Genomic DNA, 25890 nt, shown 5'->3' on the forward strand with positions numbered 1-25890 from the left:
ATGCGGATCGCCCATGAACTGCCCGGCCGCCTGCGCCTGCGGCTGCCGGCCGATGCCGCGCTGATCGCGCGGGCGGGGGCGGCGATCCGCGCCCTGCCGGGCGTGACCGGGCTGCGGGTGAACCGGCGGGGCGGCTCGGTCGTGGTCCTTCATGACGGCCGCCCCGGCCTGCGCGCGCGCATCCTCGCCACCGCCGCCAACCCGCCCGCCCCTGCCGAGGGCTTCGTGCCGCCCGAGGGGGCGGACGGGCTGGACCTGGCGCTGGCGGCTGGCTCGGTCGCCGGGGCCTTCGCCCTGCCGCGCCCCCTGGCCGCGCTGGCCACCTGGGCGAATGTCGCCCGGCCGGTCCTGACCGGCGCCGGGGCGGCGCTGACCGAGGGGCTGAAGGTCGAGGTGCTGGACGCCATCGCCATGGGCCTGCCGGCGCTGCGCGGCGAATACGGCACGGCGAACTTCACCCGCTTCCTGATGGAGCTGGCGAATTACATCGAGGCGGGCACCGAGCAGCGCTCGGACGAGCTGTTGCGCACGCTGCTGCACCGCCGCCCCGACGACGTCTGGGTCGAGCGCGGCGGCCAGACCGTCCGCGTCCCCTTCGACAGCCTGCAGGGCGGCGAAAGCGTCGTGGTCGGCATGGGCGAGACCGTGCCCGTCGACGGGCTGGTGCTGGCGGGTGCGGGCTATGTCGACCAGTCGGCGGTGACGGGCGAAAGCCTGCCCCTGTCGCGGATGCCGGGCGAGGTGGCGCTGTCGGGCAGCATCGTCACCGACGGCCGGCTGGTGATCCGCGCCGACCGGGTGGGCGACGCCACCACCACCGGCCGCATCACCCGCTATATCCAGGAGGCGCTGGAACGCCCGGCCGAGATCGAGACCGTGTCCGAGCAGCTTGCCGACAAGCGCATCGGCATCACGCTGGCCTCGGCCGCCGGGGTCTTTGCCGCGACGCGCGACTGGCGGCGGATGGAATCGGTCTTCATGGTCGATTATTCCTGCACCGTGAAGCTGGGCACCCCCATCGCCATCAAGAGCGCGATGTATCGCGCCGCGAAACAGGGCTGCCTGATCAAGTCCGGCCAGGCGCTGGAGGCGCTGGCGGGCGTCGATACGCTGGTCTTCGACAAGACAGGGACGCTGACCCACAATACGCTGCAAGTCACCGACATCGTGCCGCTGGCCAGGGGCGTGGACGAAGAGCGGGCCGTGGCCATGGTCGCCTCGCTGGGGGAACACACCGCCCATCCCATCGCCCGCGCGGTGGTGGAACTGGCGCAGGCCCGGCATCTGGCCCATGTCGCGCATGAAGAGGTGAACTTCATCGTCGGCCACGGCGTCGAGGGCAGGATCGGCGGCAACGTGATCCGCTTCGGCAGCCGGCATTTCCTGGAAGACGACGAGCATGTCTCCTTCGCCGCCGAACGCGCGCGGGTCGAGGCGCTGAAGGCCGAGGGCAAGTCGATGCTCTATGCCGCGCAGGACGACCGCCCGCTGGCGATGTTCGCCCTGCGCGACCGGCTGCGGGACGAGGCGGCGCCGGTGCTGGCGCGGCTGCGGGCGATGGGCATCCGGCGCATGGTGATGATCACCGGCGACGCGCGCGAAAAGGCGCTGGCCTTCGGCCGCGTGCTGGGCATGGACGAGGTGCATTACGAACAGCAGCCCGAGGACAAGGCCAGCCTGATCGCCGCGCTCAAGGCGCAGGGCGCCAAGGTCGCCTATGTCGGCGACGGGGTGAACGACGGGCCGGCGCTGATGGTGGCCGATGTGGGCCTTGCCATGCCGCGCGCAGCCGACATCGCGCGGGCAACCGCCGACGTGCTGCTGGTCGAGGACCGGCTGGACGCCTTGGCCGACGTGCTGGAGATCGCGCAGGACACCATGGCGCTGATCCGCTCGAACTTCCGCGTCGCGGTGGGGGTGAACTCGGCGATCCTGGCCGGGGCGACGACGGGCCTGCTTGCGCCCGCGACCACGGCGCTCTTGCATAACGGCACGACCATCGCGGTCCTCGTCCGCTCGATGCGGCATCGGCGGGCGCTCGGCATGACCCGCAGGCCCGCCGGCGCCTGAGCGGCGCCAGGCCCGGCCGTTCCGCAGGCTTGCCGCGACGGCGATCCGCCTTGGCCGGCATCACGGGCGCGCCAGGCCGCGGCCGGCTTGCCGTGCGGATCACCCGGCCGCGGCCGGCGACGGTCCTAGTCGATCCCGGCCAGGGCGGCCCTTGTCGCCGCCGCCACCGCCACGACCAGCGGAACCTGGAACTTGTCCTGGATGCGCATCGCGGGGGCCGACAGCGGGCCGCCGCCCATGATGATCGCCGCCGCGCCCTTTTCCGCGATGGCCCGTTCGACCGCATCCGCCAGCGCGGCGTCCAGCGCATCGGCATCCTTGACCAGCTCGTTCGGATCCCCCTCCGTCACCGTGACGCCCCGGTATTGGTCGGCATAGCCCAGCTCCTCGGCCCGCAGGCGGAAGGATTCGAGCAGCCCCTCGTCGGGGGTGATGGTCACGATGGAGAAAGGCCGGCCATCCCGCGCCGCCTCGTGGAACGCCTCTTCGCCGATGCCGAAGACACCGATCCCGGTCACGGCCTGGCGCAGCTCCGGCAGGCCCGGATCGCTGAAGGCGGCCACGATGACCGCGGCGACGCCGGGCTCGGCTGCAACCTCCTGCCCGATGGCGGCGACGCCCCTGGCGGCATTCGCCATGTCCTCAGGCGTGGTCAGCAGCGCGGGAACGCCTGCATTCGTCCGCTCGACGATGGTGGCGCGGTCGCCGGCGACGCCGCGGGCCAGATCGGCCATGCTTCTGGTCGCCTCGGCATTGGAATTGGGGTTGATCAGCACGATGGCGGGCGTTTCCGCCAGCGCCTGGGGGGCGGTCGCCAGGGTCAGCATCAGCGCGGCCAAAACCGGATGGGTGCGGTGTTTCATCTGTCTTACCTCCGTGGGATCAGGATGCGCGGGGCGCGCCAGGGTCAGGCCGGGGCCAGCTTGTGTTGCGGCACCGGGGCATAGCCGCCCAGGCGGGACGTCCGCAGCTTCAGCCGCACCATCGCCTCGCACAGGGTCACGGCACAGCTGACCCCGTCCAGCACGGGGACGCCATGTTCGGCGGCCAGCCGCTCGGTCAGGTCGGTCATCCCGGCGCAGCCCAGCACGATGGCCTCGGCCCGGTCGTCGGCGATGGCGCGGGCGATCTCGCGGCCGATGCGGGCGCTGGCGTTGCTGCCCGGCTCTTCCAGCTCCAGCACGGCGACCTCGGACGAGCGCACCCGCCCGCATCGCGACCACAGGCCATAGCGGTGCAGGTTGTGTTCCAGCGCCGGGACCGAGCGCGCCAGCGTCGTGACCACCGAGAACCTGTTCGAGATCAGCGAGGCCATGTGATAGGCGGCCTCGCCGATGCCGACCACGGGAATGTCGGTCAGGCAGCGCGCCGCATCGAGGCCGGTGTCGTCGAAACAGGCGATCACCACGGCATCGACATCGGGGGTCTCGCGGATCACCTGCAACAGGCCCGACAGGCTCATCGCCTCGTCATAGAAACCCTCGATGGAGGCCGGGCCGCGGGCGGGGTTGGCCGCCACGATCTCGGTTCCGGGCGAGGCCGCGCGCCGGGCGGCGGCGGCGATCTTTTCGGTCATCGAAGCGGTGGTATTGGGGTTCAGAACCAGAATGCGCATGTTTTCCTCAGACATCCCCGCCCAGATAGGCGGCCTTGACGCGCGGGTCGTTCAGCAGCTCGCGCGAATTGCCCGACAGGACGACCTGTCCCAGGGACAGCGCATAGGCCCGGTTCGAGATGGACAGCGCCATGCGGCTGTTCTGCTCGACCAGCAGGACCGACACCCCCTCGTCGCGGCTGATGGCGACGATGGCGCGGGCGATGTCCTGCACCAGCTTGGGCGCGATCCCCAGCGAGGGCTCGTCCAGCAGCAACAGCCTGGGCTTGGCCATCAGCGCGCGGCCGATCACCATCATCTGCTGCTCTCCGCCCGAAAGCGTGCTGGCCTGCTGGTTGAAGCGTTCGCGCAGGCGGGGAAACCGCGTCAGGATGCTTTCCAGCGTCTGTTCGATGCCGGGCTTGTCGCTGCGGGTGAAGGCCCCCATCAGCAGGTTGTCCTTGACGCTCATCAGCGGAAAGACGCGCCGTCCCTCGGGGACCATGGCGATGCCCTTCCTGACGACCTCGGGGGCGGAGGTGCCGTCCAGCCGCTCGCCCATGTAGGTGATCTGGCCGGACTTGATCTTGCGCAGGCCGGTGATCGCCCGCAGGATCGAGGACTTGCCGGCCCCGTTCGCGCCGATCAGCGCCACGGTCTCGCCCTCGTTCAGTTCGATGGACACGCCTTTCAGCGCATAGACATGGTCGTAGTAAAGCTCGACATTGTCGAAGCTGAGCATCCTGGTCATGCGCTTACATCCCGATGGCCGCGTCTTCCGAGCCGAGATAGGCTTCGATGACGCGGGGGTTGGCCTGAATCTCGGCGGGGCTGCCCTCGGCGATCTTCTCGCCGAAGTTGATGCAGACGATCCGGTCCGAGATCTTCATCACCGCGGGCATGTCGTGTTCGACCAGCAGCACGGTCACGCCGCGTTCGTCGCGCAGCCTGCGGACCAGGGCGACCATGCGCATGGTTTCGTCGTGGTTCATGCCGGCGAAGGGTTCGTCCAGCAGGATGACCTGCGGCTGCGTGGCCAGGCCGATGGCCATGCCAAGCGCCCGCAGATGCCCCTGCGGCAGGTTCGAGGCCAGCTCGTCGCGGATGGCGCCCAGGCCCAGGAAGTCGATGATCTCGTCGGCCGAGCGGGCGAATTCCGCCTCGTCCGCGCGGGCGGTGGCGGTGCCCAGGAAATAGCCCAGCAGGCTGGCGCGCGAGCGCAGGTGATGCGAGACGATGACGTTCTCGCGCACGGTCATCGACCGGAAGATGGTGGTTTCCTGAAAGGTGCGCACCACGCCCAGCCGCGCCACCCTGTGCGGCGCCAGCCCCGAGATGCGTTCGCCCTTGAAGCGGACCTCGCCGGTGGTCGGCTTCTCGAAACCGGCGATCTGCTTGAACAGCGTCGATTTCCCGGCGCCGTTCGGCCCGATCACCGACAGGATCTCGCCGGGTGCGACGTCGAAGCTGATGTCGTTGTTCGCCGTCAGCCCGCCGAATTTCTTGGTGACGTTGCGGATTTCCAGGATCGGGCTCATTTGCCGCCCTCCTTCCGGTCAAACAGGCTCAGCACGCCGTTCGGCAGCACCAGCATCAGCGTGATCATCGCCCCCGAATAGATCAGCAGCTGGTATTTCCCGGCCACCGACAGCAGATCCCAGCCGAAATACAGCAGCAGCGTGCCCAGCATCGGGCCGAAGACATAGCCCAGGCCGCCGAGGAAGCAGTAGAGCATGAAGTTCACGCTGTCCTGCACCACGAAGGACGAGGGATAGATGGATTGCGAGATCGACACGAACATCGCCCCCGCGACACCCCCGAAGAAGCTGGAGATGGCATAGGCCATGATCCGCAGCCATGCTGTGTTGACGCCGATGGAGGCCGAAAGCTCTTCGTTCTGCTGCAGGCTGCGGCACAGGTGGCCCAGGCGCGAGTTCACGATCCGCCACAGGATCACGTAGACCAGGATCATCAGGCCGATGGCGGCGAAATAGAACGCCTGGCGCGGGTTCTGCAGCGTGGCGAAATCGGGGATCAGGGTGATGCCGAAGGCCGAGACGCCCCCCGGCAGCGGGATCGAGGTGATGCCCTTGGCCCCGTTCGTCACCGGCAGGGCCAGCGCGGTCAGCCGCGCCACCTCGGTCAGCACCAGCGTGACCATGGCGAAATAGACGCCGCGCAGCCGCAGGATCGGCAGGCCGATCAGCACCGAGATCAGCGCGCAGAACAGCCCCGCCAGCGGCAGGGTCAGCCAGAAGCTGACGCCCGCCTGCGTGATCAGCACGGCCGAGACATAGCCGCCGGCCAGCGCATAGGCCCCCTGTCCGATGTTGATCCGCCCGATATAGAAGGTCAGCCAGACCCCCGCCGCCCCGATGGACAGCAGCGCCACCGAGGTCAGCGTATAGTAGAAGTCCCAGCGGCCGGTCGCCGCGATGAACATGGGCACGGCTGCGAAGACGAAGGCCAGGAAGGCGGCCACGCCCAGCATCTTGGGCATCGTCAGCCCCTTGCCGGCCGCCAAGGGCGCGGCGTGCGGTTGGTTTTGCATCGTCATCGCCTCAGCCCCAGGGTTTGCCCATCAGGCCCTGCGGCCGGATGGCAAGGAAGATCATCAGGGTGGCGAAGATCACCAGATAGGTCACGTCGCCATAGGAGGACAAGACCGACAGGCCGACGCTTTCCATCATCCCCAGGATGAACCCCCCGGCGATGGCGCCCGAGATCACCCCGGCGCCGCCGATCATGATCATCAGGAAGGCCTTGATCGAGGTGGGGCCGCCCATGCCCAGGTTGACGCCGGTGATCGTGACCAGCAGCGCCCCGACCAGCCCGGCCAGCATCGCGCCCATGGCAAAGCCGATCATGGAATAGCGGTCCACGTCGACGCCCATCAGCTGCGCCGCCACCCGGTCCTGCGCCAGGGCCCGCATGGCGCGGCCGGCCTTGGAATATTGCATGAACAGGATGAAGGCGACGATCAGGCCGATGGCCAGCATCCCGATCAGGATGCGGTCATAGGGTATGATGATGCGGAAGTCCCAGTTGAAGACCCCGTTGACCACCTTGGGCACGCCGCGCTGCTTTTCGCCGAACAGCAGCAGGATCACCGCGTCCAGGAAGAAGGCGATCCCCGCCGCCAGCAGCATGGTGGATTCGTCGCGCTTGGAGCGGCGGATGACGGGGCGGAACAGGAACCGCTCGATCAGCCCGCCCAGCACCGCCAGCACCAGGGCCGAGGCGACCAGCCCGACGATGAACGGCATCCCCAGCTGCGCCACGACGGTGTAGCAGACGAAGCCGCCCAGGACATACATCTGCCCATGCGCGAAGTTCAGCACGTTCATCAGTGAAAAGATAAGTGTCAGGCCCAGGGCGATCAGGGCGTATTGCGCACCCAGATACAGGCCGTTTGCGATGATCTGTTCCATCCCGTCCTCGTGTGTGAAACCGGGGCCATGCGGTCGCAAGGCCCCCGACGCGATGCGGCGTCAGTCGACCTCGGCCACGAACAGGGTCTCGAACTTGCCGCCGCGGTATTCGTTCACGACCAGCGGCACCGAAAGCTGCCGCTTCTGTCCGAAGGAACTTTCGCCGACATAGCGCAGCTTGGCATCGCCGACCATGAAGGGGTTGGGCGCCTCGAAGGTGTCGATGGTCTTCTTGAACTCCTCGACGTCGCTGATCGCGGCGGGGTTCGCCTTCAGCGTCTCGATGATGTATTCCAGCGCATAGACCTTGGTGTTCGACTCGTCGTTATATTCGCCGAACATCTTGGTATAGCGCTCCACGAATTCGCGCATCGCGTCCGAGGCCAGCTCCTCGGTCGAGGCGCCGCCGACCGAGATGAAGCCCTCGGCCAGGTCGCCCGCGCCCTCGGCCAGCACGCTGGCATCCTGCGCGGTCTCGGTCGAGATCAGCCCCTCGTAGCCCAGTTCGCGCGCCGAACGGATCAGCTGCGGCGCGTTGGCGGGCGACACGCCCGACAGCACCAGCAGGTCGGGCTGCGCCTGCAGCACCGGCAGCAGGACCGGGGTGAAGTCGGTGGTGTCCACCTGGTAGGTCACTTTGTCCGACACCACCTCGAGCCCCAGCGCCTTGGCCGCCTCGATGCCGGAATCGCGCTGGCTCAGCGGGTCGGATTCATTGGCGGCGACGAAGGCCACCTTCTTCACGCCCTTGTTCTCCATCAGGTATTTGTAGATCGCCGGGCCGGACTGATAGTTCGCGACCATGCCCAGGATGGCGTTCGAGGCGGGGGCGACATAGAGCGTCTTGGGGAAGGCATAGGGGAAATAGATGATCCCCTTCTGCTCGGCGACCGGGCGGACGGCGGCCGCGCCGTCGTCGACATTCGGGCCGACGACGTAATGCACGCCGTCCTGCGCCATCTTTTCCATCCCGGCGATGGCGCGCTTGGGATCCTTCTGGTCGTCGAAGGCGACGATCTGCACGTCATAGGTCGTGTCGCCGATCTGCACCCCGCCCAGTTCGTTCAGCCAGGCCGCGCGGGCCTCCATCGAGCGCTGGTTGGAAATGCCCCAGGCGGCCGCCGGGCCCGAGGTCACGCCCACGAAGCCGATCTTCAGCTTGGCATTCTCGGCATGGGCCGCCGGGATCAGCGCCAGGGTGGCGACGGCGGCCAATGCGGTGGATTTCAGAAAGCTACGACGCAGCATGAGTTCAGTTCTCCCTGTCTGTTGACTGTCCGGGCAGCTGCTCCAGGCCGCCGCGCGGGTGCTTTTGCGATTTTCGACAAGGCCCATCGTGAACCCGTTAACAGATATGTCAACAATTATGTTAACAATCTGGATCACGTCGGATTCTTGTTGTAGCCTGGGTTAGACCCTATTTTCGGGGGAACAGAAGGGCATTGCCGGGGAATTGACTGTCGATGGAGTTCGCAGCAGCACAGGACGAAAGCACCGAGATTGGTGAAGAAGACATCGTCGAGCATATTTTCGAAGCAGTCATAGAACAGCGCCTGCCCCCCGGCACCAAGCTTTCCGAATCGGCCCTGTGCGACGCGTTCGGCGTCGGGCGGATGCGGATCCGCCGGGCGCTGCTGCTGCTGGCCAGCCGCCAGATCGTCGATCTGCAGGCCAATCGCGGGGCCTTCGTCGCCAGCCCGACCGCGGAACAGGCGCATGAGGTCTTCGAGGCGCGGCTAATGCTGGAACCCTCGATCACCCGCCTTGCGGTGCAGCGCGCGACCGATGCCGAAATCGCCATGCTCGCCGCCCATATCGAGCGCGAGCACGAGGCCCATCACATCGGCAGGCGCCGCGACGCCATCCGCCTGTCGGGCCAGTTCCACGGCCTTCTGGCGCAGGTGGCAGGGAATTCGGTGATGCTGCGGATGATGCGCGAGCTGATCACGCGCACCTCGCTGATCATCGGGATTTTCGGCGCGCAGGACATGACCGATTGCCGCGACCACGATCATTCCCGGATCGTCGATGCGATCCGCCGGCGCGATGCCGAGGAAGGCGCGCGCCTGATGCAAGAGCATCTGGCCCAGATCAAGCGCGACCTGGACCTGTCCGGCCGTGCCACGAACGCGCTTGACCTCGTGTCGATCCTGAAGCGCCAGGGCACGTCCTGAGCACGTCCTGAGCACGTCCTGAGCCAGCCCCCGGCAAGGCCGCGCGGGCCGGCCGCCGCCGGCTCGGTCCGGGATCGCCGCGTCAGGCCCGGCTGCGATGCGCGATGTGGAACGACAGCTGCGCCAGGATGCCCGCCGCCGTCAGCACCAGCGCCGCGGCCAGGGCCGGATTGCCGCCGATGCCGCTCAGCGCGGCGCAGGCCGCGCCGATCACCATCTGGATGAAGCCGTAAAGTCCCGAGGCCGAGCCGGAGGCGGCCGGGTCGAGGCTCAGCGCCTCGGACAGCGCCATGGGCGAGGCGAGCCCGGCGCCGAAGCTCAGCACCAGCATCGGCAGGATCGCCAGGGCCACGCTCAGCGTGCCGCTCAGGACCGCCAGCAGGAACAGCACGGCCCCCAGGCAGCTGATCAGGTTGCCCGCCACCATCAGGCGCCCCATGCGAATGCGGCCCGCCAGCCGGCTGGCGGCAAGGCTGCCGAACCATACGCCCAGTACGTTGAAGGCCAGGTAGAAGGCGACCTCGCTGGCCGGGCGGTGCAGCTGGTCGACGAAGATGAAGGGGGCGGCGCCCAGATAGGCATAGATCGCCGTCGTGGCGAAGCCGCCGCCGATGGCATAGCCCAGGAAGCGGCGCGAGCCCAGAAGCCCGGCATAGCTGCGCATCACCCGGCCCAGATCCCGGCCGTGCAGGTCGGGGCCATGCGGCAGGCGGCGCCAGACCAGCAGCAGGTTTACCAGCCCCAGCGCACAGAGGACCAGGAAGATCGAGCGCCAGCCGGTCGCCTCGGCCAGAAGCGCGCCGACCAGCGGCGAAAGGCCCGGCCCGACCATGACCATCAGGTTCATGAGCGACAGCTTCCTTGCCGCCTCTTCGTGCGAATGGCCGTCGCGCAGCATCGCCCGGCCCAGGACCAGGCCCGAGCCGCCGCCGATCGCCTCGAAGAAGCGCGCGACGATCAGCATCTCGATGGTCGGGGCCAGGAATGCCGTCGCCCCGGCAAGGGCATAGATCACCATGCCCGCGATCAGCACCGGGCGGCGCCCGAAACAGTCGGCTATCGGCCCGTAGACGACCTGCGCCAGCGCCAGACCGACGACATAGGCGCTGAGCGTCATCTGTGCCGCGCCGGCGGTGGTGCCAAAGGCCGCGGCCACCATCGGCAGCGCCGGCACGAAGATATGGATCGCCATGGTGCCGCCCAGGGTAAGCATGGCCAGCAGCCACAGCGGCGCGGGCGCCGGGGCGGTTCGCCAGCCTTGCGGCTCGTGACAGGTGGCCATGGTCATGGGGCGTTGCCTTTGTCGGTTCGTTCCGGCGCCAGCCGGTCAAGGATGCGTTGCAGGACGTCGCGGGCGGCGGCGATCCGGTCCTCGTCGATGCCGGCCAGCACCTCGGCCTCCAGCTCGCGCGAGACGGCAAGGGCGCGGCGGCCCAAAGCCTCTCCGGCCGGGGTCAGGCTCAGGGCCTTGGCGCGGCCGTCCCGCGGGTCCGGTTCGCTGCGCACCAGCCCGTCGGCCTCGAGCCGGGCGAGGATGCGGACCAGGGACGAGCTGTCCAGCGACAGCGCGGCGGCCAGTTCCTTTTGCCGGACCGGCTCGCCTGCGCGGGCCAGCTGGACCAGCGGCGCCAGGCCGGCATCGGTGACTTTGCAGCCCTGCAGCCTGTGGTCGATGGCTTGCCGCCAGCGGCGGCTCGCCAGGCCGATCAGCCTGCCCAGTCGGGGCGGCCGGCCCTGCTCGTCGTCTTCGGACATCGGGGAGATCCTGCTGTGATGCAGAAATAGATGGCATCCAAACCAATTCGCCGCAACGCATGAGATTGCAAACGAGCTATGCGCTGACGGGGCAGCCGTCGGCTGGGCCTGGGGGCAGGCGGACGCAGCGCACCGGCAGAAAAGCCAGGACCGGCGGGGCGGGGTGCTTGCCCGTCCCGGTCGCCTCAGAACAGATCGACGCGGGGCGGGTTCTGCGTCCACCAGGCGCGGGCTGCCATCAGCAGCCGCTCCCGCGGGCCGGCGCCGGGCGGCAAGGCTTCCAGCCCCGCGCGGCTGCCTGCCCGCGCCAATGCCGCGATGGTGGCGGGCCCGGCCCGCCCGTCCACGGCGACCGCTTCGCCCAGCTCGTTCAGGATCATCTGCGTCGCCCGGTCCAGGTCGGCGGCGGCCACCCCCTCCAGCAGTTCGCGCGCGCGGGCGGCCGCCTCGGCAGAGGGCAGGTGCAGCGCCTTGGCGGCGCGCAGGGCGGCATCGGCCGGGCCCAGCGGCCGGGCGTCGCCCCCCAGGATGATGCCGGCGCCGTTGGCCCCGCTCCAGCCGTCGCCCCGCGCCAGCCCCATGTCATACCAGCGCAGCGCCGCGCGCGGATCGGGCTTGCCCAACTGGCCGCGCATGATCATCCGGCCCAGGTTCGCGGGCGCAAAGGGATGCCCGCCCTGGGCTGCGCGCTCGAACCAGTCGCGGGCGGCGGCGGGATCGGGCTTCACGTCGCCATGACCGCGCAGCGCCACCAGCCCCAGGTTGTTATAGCCGTAGATGTCCTTGCGCTCGGCCGAGGCGCGCAGATAGGTCAGCCCGCGCTCGGGCCGGAACCAGCGGCTGTCGGGGTCCAGGAAATAGGCGCCCAGCTCGTTCATGGAATAGGTATGGCCAAGCTCTACGGCGCGCTCCAGCAGTTCGAAGCCGCGCTGGCGGTCGGCTTCGGCGGGGCCGTTGCGCAGCAGGCGCAGGCCGCGGCTGTGCATGGCAAAGGGATCGCCGCTGGCGATGGCCTGGTCCAGCAGCGCGTTGCCCTGCGCCTCGTCCAGCGGGATCGGCACCGCGGCGCGGTCCACGCGCGGGCTCAGCAGCAGCATGGCGGCGGCATGGCCGGCGCGGACATGGCCGGCCGCGGCGGCGGCGCGAAAGCTGTCATAGGCCGCTTTCAGGTCGCCCGACGCCTGCTGCGCGCGGCCCAGCTGGTAGAGCAGCCGCGGGACGCCGGGGTTTTCGGCCACGGCCTGCATGCAATCGGCCAGCGCGCGCCGGGGCTCGATCTGGTTCGGCAGCCGGTAAAGGCCCACGCCCTGAAGGTCCAGCGCATCGCCCGCCTGCACGTCGCAGGCCAGGGCGGGCATCTGGACCGAGACCGTCAGCACGCCGGGCTCGGCGCCGCCGATGCCAAGGGTGAAGCGGTCCCGGACGACATGCTCGGTCCTGCCGGCCATCGGGGTCTCGGCCAGGTGCGGGCGATAGGTCGGGGCCCCGCCGGCAAGGTCGATCTGTCCATGCTGCGGCGCCTCGATCACCGAGACATCGCCCAGAGGGCCGCCGATCCCTTCGGCCAGCCGCTCGCCCAGCGGCAGTTCGCGCGCGAAGGGCAGGGTCAGGTCGACCGCCTGTTCCCGCGCGGGCGCGGCGCTGCGGTTGGGCTGCGAGACGGCGGAATCCGCGGACGGCGGGGCGGCGGCGGTCCCGCCCTGGACCAGGTAGAAGGGCTGCACCAGGGTCGAGCTTTCCCAGGGCACCTGCCGGCCGCTGGTCGATTGATAGACGCGCTGGCGCACGTCGGCCAGCATGGTCAGGATGTTTTCATCCGAATATTGCCCGGCCGCGTCCAGGATGGCCTGGGCATAGGGCCCGTTCCCGCCCGCCTCGCCGTCATAGGCCACCTGTCCGGGCGAGGTCGAAAAGGCGACCAGCGAATTGATCGGGGTCGAGAAGACCTCGAAGCCGGATTTGGTCTCGAACAGCGTCGCATCAAGATTGGCCGCCAGGCGCAGGTTCGGAAAGGGGTTTTCCCGACAGGCGTCGATCATGGCGACATGGGTCGAGCCGCGGGCCGACAGCAGCTCGACCACCCGGTCCAGGGTGATGGACTGCACCGGCAGGTCGTAGATGCTTTCGAAGGCCACGTCGGTCGGCAGCAGATAGTTGCGCCGCCCGATCTGGATGCCATGGCCGGCATAGAAGAAGACCAGCTCCGATCCCTCGGGAATGTTCAGCAAGGCCGTGCGCAGGAAGGATTCGAAGCCCGTCCGGTCGAGGTCGTGGGATTCCTGCACGGTAAAGCCGAAGCCGCGCAGCATGTCGGCGATGTCGCGGGCGTCGCGCACGGCATTGTCCAGCGAGGGCGCGCGCTGATAGTCCCCGTTGCCGACGACCAGCGCGATGCGGGCGCCTTCGGCCCCGGCCAGGGTGGTCAGGCCCAGCGACATCGCCGCAGCCAGCAGCAGAGACCTAGCTGGTCGCCCGGCCGACATCGCTAGCCCCAGCCCCCTCCGCCGTCATCGCCGCCGGCTCCGTCATCCGAGTCGCTGCCGGTTCCGCCGCCCGAGCCACCGCCGCCGGTTCCGCCGCTCGAGCCGCCGCTGTTGCCGCCGCTCGAGCCGCCGCTGTTGCCGCCGCTCGAGCCACCGCCGCCGGATTCATTTGCCCGGCCGCCGCCGGTTCCGCCCGTTGACCCGGCCGAGGAAACGGCCGGCTGCGCCTGCTGGCCGGTTGCGGAGGAAGTGGGAACCTCCTCACAGCCGGAAACGAGCGCGATTGCTGCTGTCGAGAGAGTTAGGGCCAGGATACGCATCTTTGCCGCCCCCGTTGCAATGGGACGATGATAGTCCAAATCGCGCAATCCAGCCAGAAATTCCTGCTCGTCCCGACGCCTTTCCCGGCCGGCCGGAACGCCGTGCCGGTGGGTCCGGCCTGACTGTCGCGTCCCGAAACCGCATGTCTTGCACAGGACGGCCGGCGTTGATGCGAGAGGACCGGAGCGCCTTTGCAAAACCGGGCCGGCATGTCGCCGCGAACCCCGTCCCATGGCGCCGCATGGACAGGCCGGGCGACCCTGGACCCGTCAGGCGGCCGCGTGGCCGGCCAGCCGCGCGTGCAGATCCTCGCGCCGCAGCCGCGGCTTGGGGCCCTGCGCCACCGCCCGGCCGCGCTCCAGCACCAGGAAGTCGTCGCCCAGATCCCAGGCGAAGTCGAAATACTGCTCGACCAGCACGATGGCCATGTCGCCGCGGTCGCGCAGCGCGGCGATCACCCGGCCGATCTGGGCGATGATGTTGGGCTGGATGCCCTCGGTCGGCTCGTCCAGCAGCAAAAGGCGCGGCCGGGTGATCAGCGCGCGGGCGATGGCCAGCTGCTGCTGCTGGCCGCCCGAAAGGTCGCCGCCGCGCCGATGCGCCATCTCGGCCAGCACCGGGAAGCTGTCGAAGATCTCGTCGGGGATGCGGCGCTCGGCGCGGGGCAGGCAGGCGAAGCCGGTCTCCATGTTCTCGCGCACGGTCAGCATCGGGAAGATCGCCCGGCCCTGCGGGACGTAGCCCACGCCCATCCGCGCCATCTGCTGCGCGCTGACGCGGCCCAGCTCGCGCCCGTCCAGGCGGATCGTGCCGCCCGAACGCGGATGCCGCCCGGCCAGCAGGCTCAGCAGCGAGGTCTTGCCCACGCCGTTGTTGCCCATCACGCAGACCACCGCGCCGGGCCGGGCGTCGATGTCGATGCCGTGAAGGATCTGGCTGCCGCCATAGTGAAGGGTCAGGTTCCTGGCTTCCAGCATCTCTCAGCGCCCCAGATAGACTTCGATCACGTCGGGATTGCGGGTCACGTGGTCCAGCGTGCCCTCGGCCAGGACCGCGCCCTGGTGCAGCACCGTCACCTTGCAGTCGAGCCGGCGCACGAAATCCATGTCATGTTCCACCACCACCACGGCGCGGGTCCGCGCCAGCCGCACCAGAAGCGCGGTGGTCTGCTCGCGCTCGGCCAGGGTCATGCCCGCCGCCGGCTCGTCCACCAGCAGCAGCCGCGGCTCTTGCGCCAGGAGCATGCCGATCTCCAGCCATTGTTTCTGGCCGTGGCTCAGCTCGCCCGCCTTGCGGCCGGTGTGTTCGGCCAGCCCGACCTCGGCCGCCAGTTCCGCGACCCGCGCCACCGATGCAGCCGAGGGTTTCCAGAACAGCACCGCAAAGGGGCCGCGGCCCGCCTTCAGCGCCATGGTCAGGTTGGCGGCGACGCTCTGGTCCTCGAAGACGGTGGGGCGCTGGAACTTGCGGCCGATGCCGGCGCGGGCGATCTGCGCCTCGTTCATCCGCAAGAGCGAGCGCGAGGTCTCGCCGAAACGGACATCGCCGGAATCGGGTCGGGTCTTGCCGGTCACGATGTCCATGAAGGTGGTCTTGCCGGCGCCGTTCGGGCCGATCACCGCGCGCAGTTCCGCCGCGCCGATGGCAAAGGACAGGTTGTTGATCGCCCGGAACCCGTCGAAGCTGACCGAGATGCCGTCGACCTCCAGAAGCGCGCTCATGCCTTGGCCTCCTTTTCCTGCAAGGCGCCCTGGCCGGGGCCAAGGTCGCGGCCGTGCCGGCGCGGCGGCAGCACGCCCGCCAGCCGGTCGAAGATGCCGGCGATGCCCTTGGGCGCAAACAGCGTGACCAGCACGAAGCTGAGGCCCAGCGCCACCTGCCACCAATCCACCCATTTGACCGTGTAGCCCGGCAGCGGCAGGTCGGGCGCGCGGCCGCCGGTGAACCAGCTTGACATGAGCGACACCGCGATGGCGCCGATCATCGCGCCGTAAAGCCGGCCGCGCCCGCCGATCGCCACCCAGACCGCCAGGTAGATCGAGGCGATGGGCATCAGCTCGGCCGGGTTGATGATGCCGGCCTGCGGGTAATAGAGCGCGCCGGCGACGGCGGTGATCATCGCGGCCAGGGTAAAGACGACCAGCTTGAAGCCCTCGACCGGATAGCCGAGGAAGCGCACCCGCGTCTCGTCGTCGCGGATGGCGCGGATGACGCTGCCGAACTTGCCGCTGACCAGCCAGGCGGCCAGCACGTAGCAAAGCGCCAGCGCCGCGGCCGAGGCCCAGAGGAACCAGACCGACAGCGTGGCCTGCGGGACGCCGTCCAGGCCGGGGATGTTCTGCAGGCCCGACAGCCCGTTGTTGCCGCGAAAGCCGCTGTCGTTCTGGAAGAGCCACAAGGCCAGGGCCAGCGTCATCGCCTGGGTCAGGATGGACAGGTAGACCCCGTTCACGCGCGAGCGGAAGGCAAGCCAGCCGAAGGCCAGCGCCAGCAGCCCCGGCACCGCGACCACCAGCACCAGCTGCGCCGTCAGGCTGTGGGCGAAGGCCCAGGCCAGCGGCAGCTCGGACGAGCCGACGACGCCGAAGATCTGGTTGGCGACGGCCTCGCGCAGTTCCTGCGCGGTGGGCGGGATCGGGTTGCCGGCCATCGCGGCCGCGACGATGGCCTCGGTCCTGGCATACATCAGCCATTGCCCGATCATGTAGCCGCCAAGCGCGAAGAAGGCCATCTGCCCCAGCGACAGGATGCCCAGATAGCCCCAGACCAGGTCCATCGCCAGGGCGGCCAGCGCCAGGCACAGCGTCTTGCCCAGGATCTTGACGGTCGAGGTCGGCACGACGCCCGAGCCGTAGGCCTGGCTCAGCAGCGTGACGGCCAGGGTAAAGACGGCCAGCAGCGCCAGGACGACCAGCACCGAGGGGTTGCGCAGGATCAGGGGTTGCCGGGTCATGTCAGGCCTCCGCCGCACGGCCGCGCTGCGGGATGATGCCGCGCGGACGGAACTGGATGAAGATCACGATGAACAGGATCATGAAGGTCTGCGCCGCCAGCGTGTTCGAGGGGTTGAAGGATTCGATCACCTTCGACAGCACCCCGATCAGCCCGGCGCCCGCCAGCGTGCCCCAGATATTGCCGACGCCGCCCACCACGACGGTCATGAAGCTTTGCACGATGTATTGCTGGCCCAGCTCGGACGTGACCTGCGCGAAAAGGCCGATGGCCACCCCCGCGATCCCGGCGATGCCCGAGCCGAGGCCAAAGGTCATCATGGCGATGCGGTCGGGGTTGATGCCCATGCTGGCGGCCATGCCGGGGTTTTGCGTGACCGCGCGCACCTCGAGCCCCAGCCGGGTGCGCTTCATGATGAACAGGAACAGCCCCAGGAACAGCACCGCAAGCACCAGGATCGCCACCCGGATCGAGGAGATCGAGATCACGTCGTTCACGGTGATCGCCCCCTCCAGCCATGCCGGCGCGGTCAGCGGCCGGGCCTGGGTGCCGAAGATGTTCTTGGCCAGCTGTTGCAGCGCGATGGACACGCCGAAGGTCGCCAGCAGCGTCTCCAGCGGGCGATGCGCCAGGTGCCGGATCACCAGCCGGTAAAGCGCCACCCCGGCCGCGAAGGTCACTGCAAAGGCCAGCGGCAGCGCCACCACCAGCGACAGGGTGCGATCCGCGATCATGGTCTGGGTGACATAGCCGGTATAGGCGCCCATCATGATGAATTCGCCATGCGCCATGTTGATGACGCGCATGACGCCGAAGGTGATCGCCAGCCCGATGGCGGCCAGGAAATAGATCGAGGCCAGGGACAGCGCGTCCAGCCCCAGGTCGATGCCGGACATCGCCGCCAACCGCCATTCCGCGCCCCTTTGCGCGGCGCGGGCAGCGTCGGTCACGTCGGGGTCGGCCTCCGCATAGACCTCGAAGAAGCGGGTGCCGGCCAGCGCCGCCTCGGTCTCGGCCTCGGTCGCGGCGGGGGGGACGGCGCCCGCGGCCTCCAGCGCCTCATAGGCGCGGTCGCGGGCTTGCGGGTCGGACAGTTCTGCGACGGGAACGCCGCCCACGCGGCCCTGGGCGACATGCGCGGCCAGCGCGGCGCGCTGGTCGGCGGGCGTCAGGCGCGGCTGGATCAGCCCCTCGGCGGTCAGCAGGGCGACGGCGGCCTCGCGCGGGAAATCATCCGAGCCTGGGCGCAATTCGCGGGCGATATTGGCTTGCGGCTCCTCCGCCGCGGCCAGGCGGCGCGTCGCCAGCAGCGGGTTCAGCGCGGCGCGGAAATCCAGCCCGACATCGCCCGCCATCAGCTGGATGGCGGCCACGCGGGCGGCGGGGTCGGTATCGAAGCGGATGGTCAGCAGCCTTTCGATCCGGTCGCGGCGCGCGGCCAGGACGGGATCGACCTCGGGCGCGGCCGAGCGCAGGGCGGCCAGATGCGCGGCGGTGCCGTCGCGGGCGATGCTGGCCAGCGCGGCGGCGCGGCGGGCGCGGTCGGGGCTGGCGATCTCGCCCGCGACCAGCGCCGATTCGATGACCCCGCGCACGCCGGAATTGGGCCGCAGCATCCTGGGCTCCGCGTCCGCGACAGGCTGTCCCGTCACCGCATCGGTGGCGCCGTCGCCGTTCACGATCACCAGCCGCCCGCCGGCCAGGCCAAGCGCGCGGCCCGCCCAGGCCGACAGTAAGGCCAACCCCTCGGGGCCGGTGGCGGCGATTTCGGCGACCAGCGGCTCGACCGTGCGGCGCGAGGGCTTTTCGATCTGGTCGAGGTTGTCGGCGACGACGGCTTCCAGCGCCGGGTTGGCGGCGGCAGGCAGGGCCAGAAGCAGCGTCAGCAAAAGGGCGATCAGGCGGCAGGTCATGGGCGCTCCCGTCCAAGGAAGGGGGCGGCGGAACCGCCCCCGCAATCTGTCAGTAATTCGACTGGATCTGCACGCAGCTGTCGGTCTGCGTGTTGAACATGCCGCATTTCCTGTCCTGCCAGTCGGCCTCGAGCACCGCGGATTCGGGCAGGAAGTCGGTCCAGGCGTCGCCCGGCACCGGCTCGGTCTGGCTGACGATGTCGAACTGCCCGTCCTCGCGGATCTCGCCGATCAGCACCGGCTTGGTCAGGTGGTGGTTGGGCAGGACCGTCGCCGTGCCGCCGGTCAGGTTCGGCACCTCGACGCCGACGATGGCGTCCAGCACCGGATCGACATCCGTGGTCCCGGCCTTTTCGACCGCCGCCACCCAGGCGTTGAAGCCGATCACCGTCGCCTCCATCGGGTCGTTGGTCACGCGCTTGTCGTCGCCGATGAACTTGTGCCAGTCCTCGATGAATGCGGCGTTTTCCGGCGTGTCGGCGGATTGGAAATAGTTCCAGGCGGCCAGGTGGCCCACGAGGTTCGTGGTATCCAGCCCCGAAAGCTCTTCCTCGCCGACCGAGAAGGCGATGACCGGGATGTCCTCGGCCGAGACGCCCGCCGCGGCCAGCTCCTTGTAGAAGCCGACATTGGCGTCGCCGTTGATCGTCGAGACCACGCCGACCTTCTTGCCGTCGGCGCCAAGCGCGACCACGTCCGCGACGATCTTGGACCAGTCGGAATGCCCGAAGGGCGTGTAGTTGACGAAGATGTCGCCCTCTGCCACGCCCTTGCCCTTCAGATAGGCGTCGAGGATGTTGTTCGTCGTGCGCGGATAGACGTAGTCGGTCCCGAGCAGCGCCCATTTCTCGACGCCCAGCTCCTCGGTCATGTAATCGACCGCCGGGATCGCCTGCTGGTTCGGGGCGGCGCCGGTATAGATGACGTTCTTCGAGCTTTCCTCGCCTTCATATTGTACGGGATAGAACATCAGCCCGTTGAGTTCCTCGAGCACCGGCAGGACGGACTTGCGCGAGACCGAGGTCCAGCAGCCGAAGATCACGTCCACCTCGGACACGGTCAGCAGTTCGCGCGCCTTCTCGGCAAAGAGCGGCCAGTCCGAGGCGGGATCGACCACCACCGCCTCCAGCGGGCGGCCCAGAAGGCCGCCCTTGGCGTTCTGGCGCTCGACCATCATCAGGACGGTGTCCTTCAGCGTGGTTTCCGAAATCGCCATCGTGCCCGACAACGAATGCAGCACGCCGATCTTGATCGGCTCGCCTTCCTGTGCCTGCGCGGTGCCGGCAAGGCCGGTCGAAACGGCCAGTGCGGCGGCTGCGCTGATAATCCTCTTCATCCCTGTCTTCCCTTCCCTGTGTCATTGGCAGCGGGTTCAGGGGCACTAGAGGCCATCGGCGGCACCGCGCCAAATCCCATGCCGCGGCGCGGCGCCGGGCGACATGCGGTGATGAAGTTTCAGCCAGTTCCGCGGGCGATCGCTTGCCGAACGGGCAGAAATGGATCGAAGCAGGGCCGGGGCGGTCGGTTTTCCCGGCCCAGGTCCGGCACCGGCGGCCAAAGGGCGGCAGGCGTTCGGCGATTGCCCAAAAACCCGTCGCCGTGGCGAATATCCGGGCAGGTTGCCGGGCGTTTTGTCCCGGCCGCTTGGCGGCGGCTGCCCATCGGTTGATCGCCGCCCTGTTTCATGGCCGAGGTCGGGGCAACGCATCGGGATCCGCTCATGGCTTTGGACATCTCCAGTTCGGTTCAGGCATTGCCGCGCAGCCACGGCGCGGCGCAGCTGTCGCGTGCCGAAGGGCGGCTGCGGCGCCTGCACCAGCAAGGCTGCCTCAAGATCCTGATGCCGCGGAACCGCTGCGAGGCGGTGGTGGTCAATACCGCCGGCGGCATCACCGGCGGCGACCGGCTGGCGCTTGGCATCCATGCGGGCCGGGGCGAAAGCCTGACGGTGACGACGCAGGCGGCCGAGCGCGTCTATCGCAGTGCCGGCGGGGCAGGACAGGTGTCGAACCTCCTGACGCTTGACGAAGGCGCCCGCATCGACTGGCTGCCGCAGGAGACGATCCTGTTCGAGGGCTCGGCCCTCGAACGGCGGCTGACCGTGGAGATGGCGCCGGGCGCGACGCTGCTGGCCGCCGAAAGCGTGGTCTTCGGGCGCGCGGCGCATGGGGAAACGCTGCGCCGGTTCCATCTGCGCGACCATTGGCGCATCCGCCGCGGCGACCGCCTGATCCATGCCGAGGCGATGCGGCTGGACGGGATGCCCACGGGGCCCGCCACCCTGGCGGGGGTGCGCGCCGCCGCCACCATGATCCTTGCCGCGCCGGGGGCCGAGCATGGGCTGGACGCGGCCCGCGCGGCGATCCCCCAGGGCGCCGAGGCCGGGGTCAGCGCGCTGCCGGGCCTGCTGGTGGCGCGGTTCCTGGCGCCCTCGGCCCAGGCCCTGCGGGCGGCGCTGGTGCCGCTCATCGCGCATTTCCGCGCCGGCCCGCCGCCGCGCGTCTGGCAATTGTGAGGCGAGAGATGAACCTGACACCCCGCGAAAAGGACAAGCTGCTGGTGGCCATGGCCGCCATCGTCGCCCGCAACCGTATGGCGCGCGGCGTCAGACTGAACCACCCCGAGGCCGTCGCCATCATCACCGACGCCGTGGTCGAGGGCGCCCGCGACGGCCGCTCGGTCGCCGACCTGATGTCCTGGGGCGCCGAGATCCTGCGCGCCGAGGATTGCATGGAAGGCGTGCCCGAGATGATCCCCGAGATCCAGGTCGAGGCCACCTTTCCCGACGGCACCAAGCTGGTGACGGTCCACCATCCCATCCGCTGAAGGACTTCGCGATGAAAAAGCTTCTTGTCGCCCTGCTGCTGGCACCGACCGCGGCCCTTGCCCATACCGGCCACGGCGGGGGCGCGCCCCTGGTGGCGGGGCTGTCCCACCCGCTGGGCGGGGCCGATCACCTGCTGGCCATGCTGGCTGTGGGCCTGTGGGCGGCCGGCATCGGCGGACGCGCGATCTGGGCGTTGCCGCTGGCCTTCGTGGCGGCGATGGTCGCGGGCGGCGCGCTGGGTGCGGCGGGGGTCGGCCTGCCGCTGGTCGAGCCGGTGATCCTGGCCTCTTCCATCGTCATCGGCGCGGCGATCGCGCTGGCCCTGCGGCCGGGCCTGGCCATGGTGCTGCCGGTGATCGCGGTCTTCGGCATGATGCACGGCCATGCGCACGGGATCGAAGGCCCGGCGCAGGGGCTGGCCGCCTATGCCGCGGGCTTTGCGCTGGCGACGGCGGGCCTGCACGGCATCGGCATCGCGCTGGGGCGCCTGCCGCTGGCGCGCTGGCTGGGCGCTGCGACCGCCGCGGCGGGCCTTGCGCTGGCGGTGGCCTGAGATGATCCCCGGAGAGATCATCCCCGCCGAGGGCGAGATCGTGCTGAACGCCGGCCGCCCCCGCCTGGTCCTGACCGTCGCTAATACCGGCGACCGCCCGGTGCAGGTCGGCAGCCATTACCATTTCGCCGAAACCAACCCGGCGCTGGATTTCGACCGCGAGGCCGCGCGAGGGATGCGTCTCGACATCGCCGCCGGCACCGCGATCCGCTTCGAGCCGGGCCAGACCCGCGACGTGGGCCTGATCCCCTTTGCGGGCGACCGCCGGGTCTTCGGCTTTCGCGCCGCCGTCATGGGGGAGCTGTAGGATGCCCGCCACGCTGTCCCGCGCCGATTACGCGGCGATCTATGGCCCCACCACCGGCGACCGCGTGCGCCTGGCCGATACCGAACTGGTCATCGAGGTCGAGCGCGACCTGACCACCTATGGCGAGGAGGTCAAGTTCGGCGGCGGCAAGGTCATCCGCGACGGCATGGGCCAGTCGCAGAAATCCCGCGCCGAGGGCGCGATGGACACCGTCATCACCAACGCGCTGATCGTGGATGCGACCGGCATCTACAAGGCGGACGTGGGCCTGCGGGACGGGCGCATCGCGGTGATCGGCAAGGCCGGCAACCCCGATACCCAGCCCGCCGTCACCGTGCTGATCGGGCCGGGGACCGAGATCATCGCCGGCGAAGGCCGCATCCTGACCGCCGGCGCCATGGACGCGCATATCCATTTCATCTGTCCCCAGCAGATCGACGATGCGCTGCATTCGGGCATCACCACCATGCTGGGCGGCGGCACCGGCCCGGCGCATGGCACGCTGGCCACCACCTGCACGCCGGGGCCCTGGCATATCGGCCGGATGCTGCAGGCCGCGGACGCCTTCCCCATGAACCTCGCGTTTGCGGGCAAGGGCAACGCCTCGCTGCCCGCCGCGCTGGAGGAACAGGTCCGCGCCGGCGCCTGCGCGATGAAGCTGCACGAGGACTGGGGCACCACCCCCGCCGCCATCGACTGCTGCCTTTCCGTCGCCGACCGCATGGACGTGCAGGTGATGATCCACACCGACACGCTGAACGAAAGCGGCTTTGTCGAGGACACCGTCGCCGCCATCGCCGGCCGCACCATCCATGCCTTCCATACCGAGGGCGCGGGCGGCGGCCATGCGCCCGACATCATCCGGGTGGCGGGGCTGGCGAACGTGATCCCGTCCTCGACCAACCCGACGCGGCCCTTCACCGTCAACACGATGGAAGAGCATCTGGACATGCTGATGGTCTGCCATCACCTGGACCGCTCGATCCCGGAAGACATCGCCTTTGCCGAATCCCGCATCCGGCGCGAGACCATCGCGGCCGAGGACATCCTGCACGACATCGGTGCCATGTCGATCATCTCGTCCGACAGCCAGGCCATGGGCCGGGTGGGCGAGGTGCTGATCCGCACCTGGCAGACCGCCCACAAGATGCGCGTGCAAAGGGGCGTGCTGGGCGATGGCCCGGCCGACAATTTCCGCGTCCGCCGCTATGTCGCGAAATACACCATCAACCCGGCCATCGCGCATGGATTGGCGCATGAGATCGGTTCGGTCGAGCCGGGCAAGCGCGCCGACCTGGTGCTGTGGAACCCCGCCTTCTTCGGCGTCAAGCCCGAGATGGTGCTGCTGGGCGGCACCGTGGTCATGGCGCAGATGGGCGATCCCAACGCCTCGATCCCGACGCCGCAGCCGGTGCATTCGTGGCCCATGTTCGGGGCCTTCGGGCGCTCGGTCGAACGCAGCGCCGTGACCTTCGTCAGCCGCGATGCCGAGCTGGGCCATCTGGGGCTGGCCAAGGACACGGTCGCCGTGCGCGGCACGCGCGGCATCGGCAAGGCGCAGATGGTGCTGAACGACGCCACCCCCGAGATCCATGTCGACCCCGAAACCTACGAGGTGCGCGCGGATGGCGAGTTGCTGACCTGCCAGCCCGCCGAAAGCCTGCCCATGACGCAACGCTATTTCCTGTTCTGACGATGAAAGCTACCGCCGTCCTTCACCCGCCGCTTGCCGCCCGGCCCATCGACCGGGTCGAGCTGGACTATGATGCCCGCTTCCTGCGCCGCAAATTGCTGCGCACCCGCTCGGGCGCCGACCTGCTGGTCGATCTGCCGAAAGTCACCGCGCTGGCCCATGGCGATGCGCTGCTGACCGATTCCGGCCCGGTCGAGGTCGTCGCCGCAGCCGAGCCGGTGCTGATCGTCACCGGCGACCTGCCGCGCCTGGCCTGGCATATCGGCAACCGCCACACCCCCTGCCAGATCGAGCCCTTCCACCTGGTCATCCGCGCCGATCACGTCCTGCGCGCCATGCTGCAGGGCCTGGGCGCGACCGTGACCGAGGCGCGGCAGCCTTTCATCCCCGAAGGCGGCGCCTATGGTCCGGCCCAGGTCATGGGCCATTCGCATGGGCATGGGTATGGGCATGGGGACGGGCACGGGCACCAGCATGCGCATGGCCACCCCCACCCCCATGGCTGAGCTTGCCGCGCTGCAACGGCTGTTTGCCTGGCTGTCGCCCGCCTGGCCGGTGGGCAGCTTTGCCTATTCGCACGGCATCGAGCAGGCCATCGGCGATGGCTGGCTGACCGGGCCGGACGCGGTGCGGGACTGGATCGCCGACATCCTGCGCCACGGCGCGGGCCGCAATGACGCGATCCTCTTGGCCCATGCCTGGCGGGGCGAGGATGTGGCCGAGCTTGCCCTGGCGCTGTCCGGTTGCGCCGAGCGTCGCCGCGAGGCGGCCGAGCAGGGGGCAAGCTTCGCCCGCGCCCTCTCGGCCGTCGAGGGCGCGCTGCCACCCGCCCCCTATCCCGTCGCCATCGGCATGGCGGCCGCCCGTGCGGGGGTGCCGCTTGCCGAAACGCTGGCGCTCTTCCTGCAGGCCTTTGCCTCGAACCTGGTCACGGCCTGCGTCAAGTCCGTGCCCATCGGCCCGACTCAGGGCCAGCGCGTGCTGGCCGCCCTGATGCCGTTGATCCGCGAGATCGCCGCCGAGGCCGAGGTCGCGACGCTGGACGAGCTGGGCGGCTGCACCTTGCGCGGCGACCTGGCCGCCATCCGCCACGAAACGCTGCAACCAAGGATCTATCGCACATGACCAGCCCGAACGGCCCGCTTCGCATCGGCATCGGCGGCCCGGTCGGCGCGGGCAAGACCCGCCTGACCGAGGCGCTTTGCCGGGCGCTGTCGCAAGACCTGTCCGTCGCCGCGATCACCAACGACATCTATACGCGCGAGGATGCCGAATACCTGATGCGCGTGCAGGCCCTGCCGCTGGAGCGCATCCGCGGCGTCGAGACCGGCGGCTGCCCGCATACGGCGATCCGCGAGGATTGCTCGATCAACCTTGCCGCCGTCGAAGAGCTGAGGGCGGCCTTTCCCGACCTCGACGTGATCCTGATCGAGTCGGGGGGCGACAACCTGTCGGCCACCTTCTCGCCGGAACTGGCGGACCTGACGGTCTATCAGATCGACTGCGGCATGGGCGACGACATCCCGCGCAAGGGCGGGCCGGGGGTCACGCGCTCGGACCTGCTGGTCGTCAACAAGATCGACATCGCCGAGGCGGTGGGCTGCGACCGCGACCGCATGGCGCGCGACGCGGCCCGGCAACGCGGCGCGCGCCCGGTGCGCTTCTGCTCCCTGCGCACCGGCGAGGGCGTGGCCGAGGTCGTGGCCGAGATCCGCCGCCTGGGCGGGCTGGACGGCGCCTGACCCGCCTGCCGCAGCGCGACCCTGGGGCAGGGCGGCCCGGTCGCTGCCGGGGCACCCTTTGCACCAGAACGTCAC

Annotated in this window: 25 protein-coding genes; 10 read left to right on the forward strand and 15 right to left on the reverse strand. The window is 69.5% G+C overall.

Annotation, left to right across the window (positions count from 1 at the left end; all coding sequences use genetic code 11):
- Complete coding sequence (locus E3U26_RS01680) at window positions 1-2070, forward strand: HAD family hydrolase (RefSeq protein WP_499105257.1); 2070 nt, start codon at window positions 1-3, stop codon at window positions 2068-2070.
- 125 nt (window positions 2071-2195) lie between these two features.
- Here the strand turns inward: E3U26_RS01680 and E3U26_RS01685 are convergent, their stop codons facing one another.
- From E3U26_RS01685 to E3U26_RS01715, 7 genes are read right to left on the reverse strand one after another with little or no spacing between them, the layout of a single operon-like run.
- Window positions 2196-2933 carry an aspartate/glutamate racemase family protein gene (locus tag E3U26_RS01685; RefSeq protein WP_214272705.1) on the reverse strand — a complete coding sequence of 246 codons (738 nt, stop codon included), beginning with the start codon at window positions 2931-2933 and terminating at the stop codon, window positions 2196-2198.
- A gap of 44 nt (window positions 2934-2977) precedes the next feature.
- Window positions 2978-3685 (reverse strand): aspartate/glutamate racemase family protein, encoded by a 708-nt coding sequence (locus tag E3U26_RS01690; RefSeq protein ID WP_072462565.1) that lies wholly within the window; start codon window positions 3683-3685, stop codon window positions 2978-2980.
- A gap of 7 nt (window positions 3686-3692) precedes the next feature.
- Window positions 3693-4415, reverse strand: coding sequence for an ABC transporter ATP-binding protein (locus E3U26_RS01695; RefSeq protein ID WP_036755114.1), 723 nt, complete (start codon window positions 4413-4415; stop codon window positions 3693-3695).
- A gap of 4 nt (window positions 4416-4419) precedes the next feature.
- A complete protein-coding gene (locus E3U26_RS01700) occupies window positions 4420-5202 on the reverse strand; it encodes an ABC transporter ATP-binding protein (RefSeq protein ID WP_036755116.1) in 783 nt (260 codons plus the stop codon).
- On the reverse strand, window positions 5199-6215 hold the full coding sequence (locus E3U26_RS01705; RefSeq protein ID WP_499105260.1) for a branched-chain amino acid ABC transporter permease: 1017 nt from the start codon (window positions 6213-6215) through the stop codon (window positions 5199-5201). The genes E3U26_RS01700 and E3U26_RS01705 overlap by 4 nt, the downstream gene beginning before the upstream one ends.
- Before the next feature lie 10 nt (window positions 6216-6225).
- On the reverse strand, window positions 6226-7095 hold the full coding sequence (locus tag E3U26_RS01710; protein ID WP_499105261.1) for a branched-chain amino acid ABC transporter permease: 870 nt from the start codon (window positions 7093-7095) through the stop codon (window positions 6226-6228).
- Window positions 7096-7155: 60 nt separating this feature from the next.
- The gene (locus tag E3U26_RS01715; RefSeq protein ID WP_036755121.1) at window positions 7156-8343 is read right to left on the reverse strand and encodes an ABC transporter substrate-binding protein; all 1188 of its coding nucleotides are present in this window, start codon (window positions 8341-8343) and stop codon (window positions 7156-7158) included.
- 215 nt (window positions 8344-8558) lie between these two features.
- Between E3U26_RS01715 and E3U26_RS01720 the strand changes: the two genes are divergently transcribed.
- Complete coding sequence (locus E3U26_RS01720) at window positions 8559-9269, forward strand: GntR family transcriptional regulator (RefSeq protein WP_072462566.1); 711 nt, start codon at window positions 8559-8561, stop codon at window positions 9267-9269.
- Window positions 9270-9351: 82 nt separating this feature from the next.
- Here the strand turns inward: E3U26_RS01720 and E3U26_RS01725 are convergent, their stop codons facing one another.
- The 8 genes from E3U26_RS01725 to urtA form a co-directional block, all read right to left on the reverse strand.
- The gene (locus E3U26_RS01725; RefSeq protein WP_499105263.1) at window positions 9352-10557 is read right to left on the reverse strand and encodes a multidrug effflux MFS transporter; all 1206 of its coding nucleotides are present in this window, start codon (window positions 10555-10557) and stop codon (window positions 9352-9354) included.
- Window positions 10554-11024 (reverse strand): MarR family winged helix-turn-helix transcriptional regulator, encoded by a 471-nt coding sequence (locus tag E3U26_RS01730; RefSeq protein WP_499105264.1) that lies wholly within the window; start codon window positions 11022-11024, stop codon window positions 10554-10556. Before E3U26_RS01730 ends, E3U26_RS01725 begins: the two co-directional genes overlap by 4 nt.
- Window positions 11025-11209: 185 nt before the next feature.
- A complete protein-coding gene (locus tag E3U26_RS01735; RefSeq protein WP_499105265.1) occupies window positions 11210-13462 on the reverse strand; it encodes a caspase family protein in 2253 nt (750 codons plus the stop codon).
- Between the two features lie 635 nt (window positions 13463-14097).
- A complete protein-coding gene (urtE, locus tag E3U26_RS01740; protein ID WP_499105266.1) occupies window positions 14098-14805 on the reverse strand; it encodes an ABC transporter ATP-binding protein in 708 nt (235 codons plus the stop codon).
- Between the two features lie 3 nt (window positions 14806-14808).
- On the reverse strand, window positions 14809-15549 hold the full coding sequence (gene urtD / locus E3U26_RS01745; protein WP_114537846.1) for an urea ABC transporter ATP-binding protein UrtD: 741 nt from the start codon (window positions 15547-15549) through the stop codon (window positions 14809-14811).
- On the reverse strand, window positions 15546-16781 hold the full coding sequence (gene urtC / locus E3U26_RS01750; protein ID WP_499105267.1) for an ABC transporter permease: 1236 nt from the start codon (window positions 16779-16781) through the stop codon (window positions 15546-15548). The genes urtD and urtC overlap by 4 nt, the downstream gene beginning before the upstream one ends.
- Before the next feature lies 1 nt (window position 16782).
- The gene (urtB, locus tag E3U26_RS01755; protein ID WP_499105268.1) at window positions 16783-18693 is read right to left on the reverse strand and encodes an ABC transporter permease; all 1911 of its coding nucleotides are present in this window, start codon (window positions 18691-18693) and stop codon (window positions 16783-16785) included.
- 49 nt (window positions 18694-18742) lie between these two features.
- A complete protein-coding gene (urtA, locus tag E3U26_RS01760; protein WP_499105269.1) occupies window positions 18743-20029 on the reverse strand; it encodes an ABC transporter substrate-binding protein in 1287 nt (428 codons plus the stop codon).
- Window positions 20030-20413: 384 nt separating this feature from the next.
- Here urtA and E3U26_RS01765 point away from each other — a divergent pair, with 384 nt between their 5' ends.
- The 8 genes from E3U26_RS01765 to ureG are packed head-to-tail and all read left to right on the forward strand — an operon-like array spanning window position 20414 to window position 25815.
- On the forward strand, window positions 20414-21208 hold the full coding sequence (locus E3U26_RS01765; RefSeq protein ID WP_036755143.1) for an urease accessory protein UreD: 795 nt from the start codon (window positions 20414-20416) through the stop codon (window positions 21206-21208).
- Between the two features lie 8 nt (window positions 21209-21216).
- Window positions 21217-21519 (forward strand): urease subunit gamma, encoded by a 303-nt coding sequence (locus E3U26_RS01770; protein WP_036755147.1) that lies wholly within the window; start codon window positions 21217-21219, stop codon window positions 21517-21519.
- An 11-nt stretch (window positions 21520-21530) separates the two neighbouring features.
- Window positions 21531-22073, forward strand: a complete 543-nt coding sequence (locus E3U26_RS01775; RefSeq protein ID WP_114537843.1) for a HupE/UreJ family protein — start codon at window positions 21531-21533, stop codon at window positions 22071-22073.
- 1 nt (window position 22074) lies between these two features.
- Window positions 22075-22380 (forward strand): urease subunit beta, encoded by a 306-nt coding sequence (locus E3U26_RS01780; protein ID WP_036755153.1) that lies wholly within the window; start codon window positions 22075-22077, stop codon window positions 22378-22380.
- 1 nt (window position 22381) lies between these two features.
- Window positions 22382-24073 (forward strand): urease subunit alpha, encoded by a 1692-nt coding sequence (gene ureC, locus E3U26_RS01785; protein ID WP_499105270.1) that lies wholly within the window; start codon window positions 22382-22384, stop codon window positions 24071-24073.
- Window positions 24074-24075: 2 nt separating this feature from the next.
- Window positions 24076-24579: an urease accessory protein UreE gene (locus E3U26_RS01790; protein WP_499105271.1), complete on the forward strand. Its 504-nt coding sequence runs from the start codon at window positions 24076-24078 to the stop codon at window positions 24577-24579.
- Complete coding sequence (locus E3U26_RS01795; RefSeq protein WP_449045285.1) at window positions 24554-25198, forward strand: urease accessory protein UreF; 645 nt, start codon at window positions 24554-24556, stop codon at window positions 25196-25198. The genes E3U26_RS01790 and E3U26_RS01795 overlap by 26 nt, the downstream gene beginning before the upstream one ends.
- Entirely contained in the window at window positions 25195-25815 is a 621-nt protein-coding gene (gene ureG, locus E3U26_RS01800) for an urease accessory protein UreG (RefSeq protein WP_114537839.1), read from the forward strand. The genes E3U26_RS01795 and ureG overlap by 4 nt, the downstream gene beginning before the upstream one ends.
- The last annotated feature ends 75 nt before the right edge of the window (window positions 25816-25890 follow it).

Origin of the sequence: Paracoccus ferrooxidans, assembly GCF_029909815.1 — a bacterium.
GTDB classification, from domain to species: domain Bacteria; phylum Pseudomonadota; class Alphaproteobacteria; order Rhodobacterales; family Rhodobacteraceae; genus Paracoccus; species Paracoccus versutus.

Excerpts from the sequence above, each read along its gene's own strand:
- E3U26_RS01680 (WP_499105257.1), top strand. The coding sequence starts at position 1 with ATGCGGATCGCCCATGAACTGCCCGGCCGCCTGCGCCTGCGGCTGCCG.
- E3U26_RS01685 (WP_214272705.1), bottom strand. The coding sequence starts at position 2,933 with ATGAAACACCGCACCCATCCGGTTTTGGCCGCGCTGATGCTGACCCTG.
- E3U26_RS01690 (WP_072462565.1), bottom strand. The coding sequence starts at position 3,685 with ATGCGCATTCTGGTTCTGAACCCCAATACCACCGCTTCGATGACCGAA.
- E3U26_RS01695 (WP_036755114.1), bottom strand. The coding sequence starts at position 4,415 with ATGACCAGGATGCTCAGCTTCGACAATGTCGAGCTTTACTACGACCAT.
- E3U26_RS01700 (WP_036755116.1), bottom strand. The coding sequence starts at position 5,202 with ATGAGCCCGATCCTGGAAATCCGCAACGTCACCAAGAAATTCGGCGGG.
- E3U26_RS01705 (WP_499105260.1), bottom strand. The coding sequence starts at position 6,215 with ATGCAAAACCAACCGCACGCCGCGCCCTTGGCGGCCGGCAAGGGGCTG.
- E3U26_RS01710 (WP_499105261.1), bottom strand. The coding sequence starts at position 7,095 with ATGGAACAGATCATCGCAAACGGCCTGTATCTGGGTGCGCAATACGCC.
- E3U26_RS01715 (WP_036755121.1), bottom strand. The coding sequence starts at position 8,343 with ATGCTGCGTCGTAGCTTTCTGAAATCCACCGCATTGGCCGCCGTCGCC.
- E3U26_RS01720 (WP_072462566.1), top strand. The coding sequence starts at position 8,559 with ATGGAGTTCGCAGCAGCACAGGACGAAAGCACCGAGATTGGTGAAGAA.
- E3U26_RS01725 (WP_499105263.1), bottom strand. The coding sequence starts at position 10,557 with ATGACCATGGCCACCTGTCACGAGCCGCAAGGCTGGCGAACCGCCCCG.
- E3U26_RS01730 (WP_499105264.1), bottom strand. The coding sequence starts at position 11,024 with ATGTCCGAAGACGACGAGCAGGGCCGGCCGCCCCGACTGGGCAGGCTG.
- E3U26_RS01735 (WP_499105265.1), bottom strand. The coding sequence starts at position 13,462 with ATGTCGCTGGGCCTGACCACCCTGGCCGGGGCCGAAGGCGCCCGCATC.
- urtE (WP_499105266.1), bottom strand. The coding sequence starts at position 14,805 with ATGCTGGAAGCCAGGAACCTGACCCTTCACTATGGCGGCAGCCAGATC.
- urtD (WP_114537846.1), bottom strand. The coding sequence starts at position 15,549 with ATGAGCGCGCTTCTGGAGGTCGACGGCATCTCGGTCAGCTTCGACGGG.
- urtC (WP_499105267.1), bottom strand. The coding sequence starts at position 16,781 with ATGACCCGGCAACCCCTGATCCTGCGCAACCCCTCGGTGCTGGTCGTC.
- urtB (WP_499105268.1), bottom strand. The coding sequence starts at position 18,693 with ATGACCTGCCGCCTGATCGCCCTTTTGCTGACGCTGCTTCTGGCCCTG.
- urtA (WP_499105269.1), bottom strand. The coding sequence starts at position 20,029 with ATGAAGAGGATTATCAGCGCAGCCGCCGCACTGGCCGTTTCGACCGGC.
- E3U26_RS01765 (WP_036755143.1), top strand. The coding sequence starts at position 20,414 with ATGGCTTTGGACATCTCCAGTTCGGTTCAGGCATTGCCGCGCAGCCAC.
- E3U26_RS01770 (WP_036755147.1), top strand. The coding sequence starts at position 21,217 with ATGAACCTGACACCCCGCGAAAAGGACAAGCTGCTGGTGGCCATGGCC.
- E3U26_RS01775 (WP_114537843.1), top strand. The coding sequence starts at position 21,531 with ATGAAAAAGCTTCTTGTCGCCCTGCTGCTGGCACCGACCGCGGCCCTT.
- E3U26_RS01780 (WP_036755153.1), top strand. The coding sequence starts at position 22,075 with ATGATCCCCGGAGAGATCATCCCCGCCGAGGGCGAGATCGTGCTGAAC.
- ureC (WP_499105270.1), top strand. The coding sequence starts at position 22,382 with ATGCCCGCCACGCTGTCCCGCGCCGATTACGCGGCGATCTATGGCCCC.
- E3U26_RS01790 (WP_499105271.1), top strand. The coding sequence starts at position 24,076 with ATGAAAGCTACCGCCGTCCTTCACCCGCCGCTTGCCGCCCGGCCCATC.
- E3U26_RS01795 (WP_449045285.1), top strand. The coding sequence starts at position 24,554 with ATGGCCACCCCCACCCCCATGGCTGAGCTTGCCGCGCTGCAACGGCTG.
- ureG (WP_114537839.1), top strand. The coding sequence starts at position 25,195 with ATGACCAGCCCGAACGGCCCGCTTCGCATCGGCATCGGCGGCCCGGTC.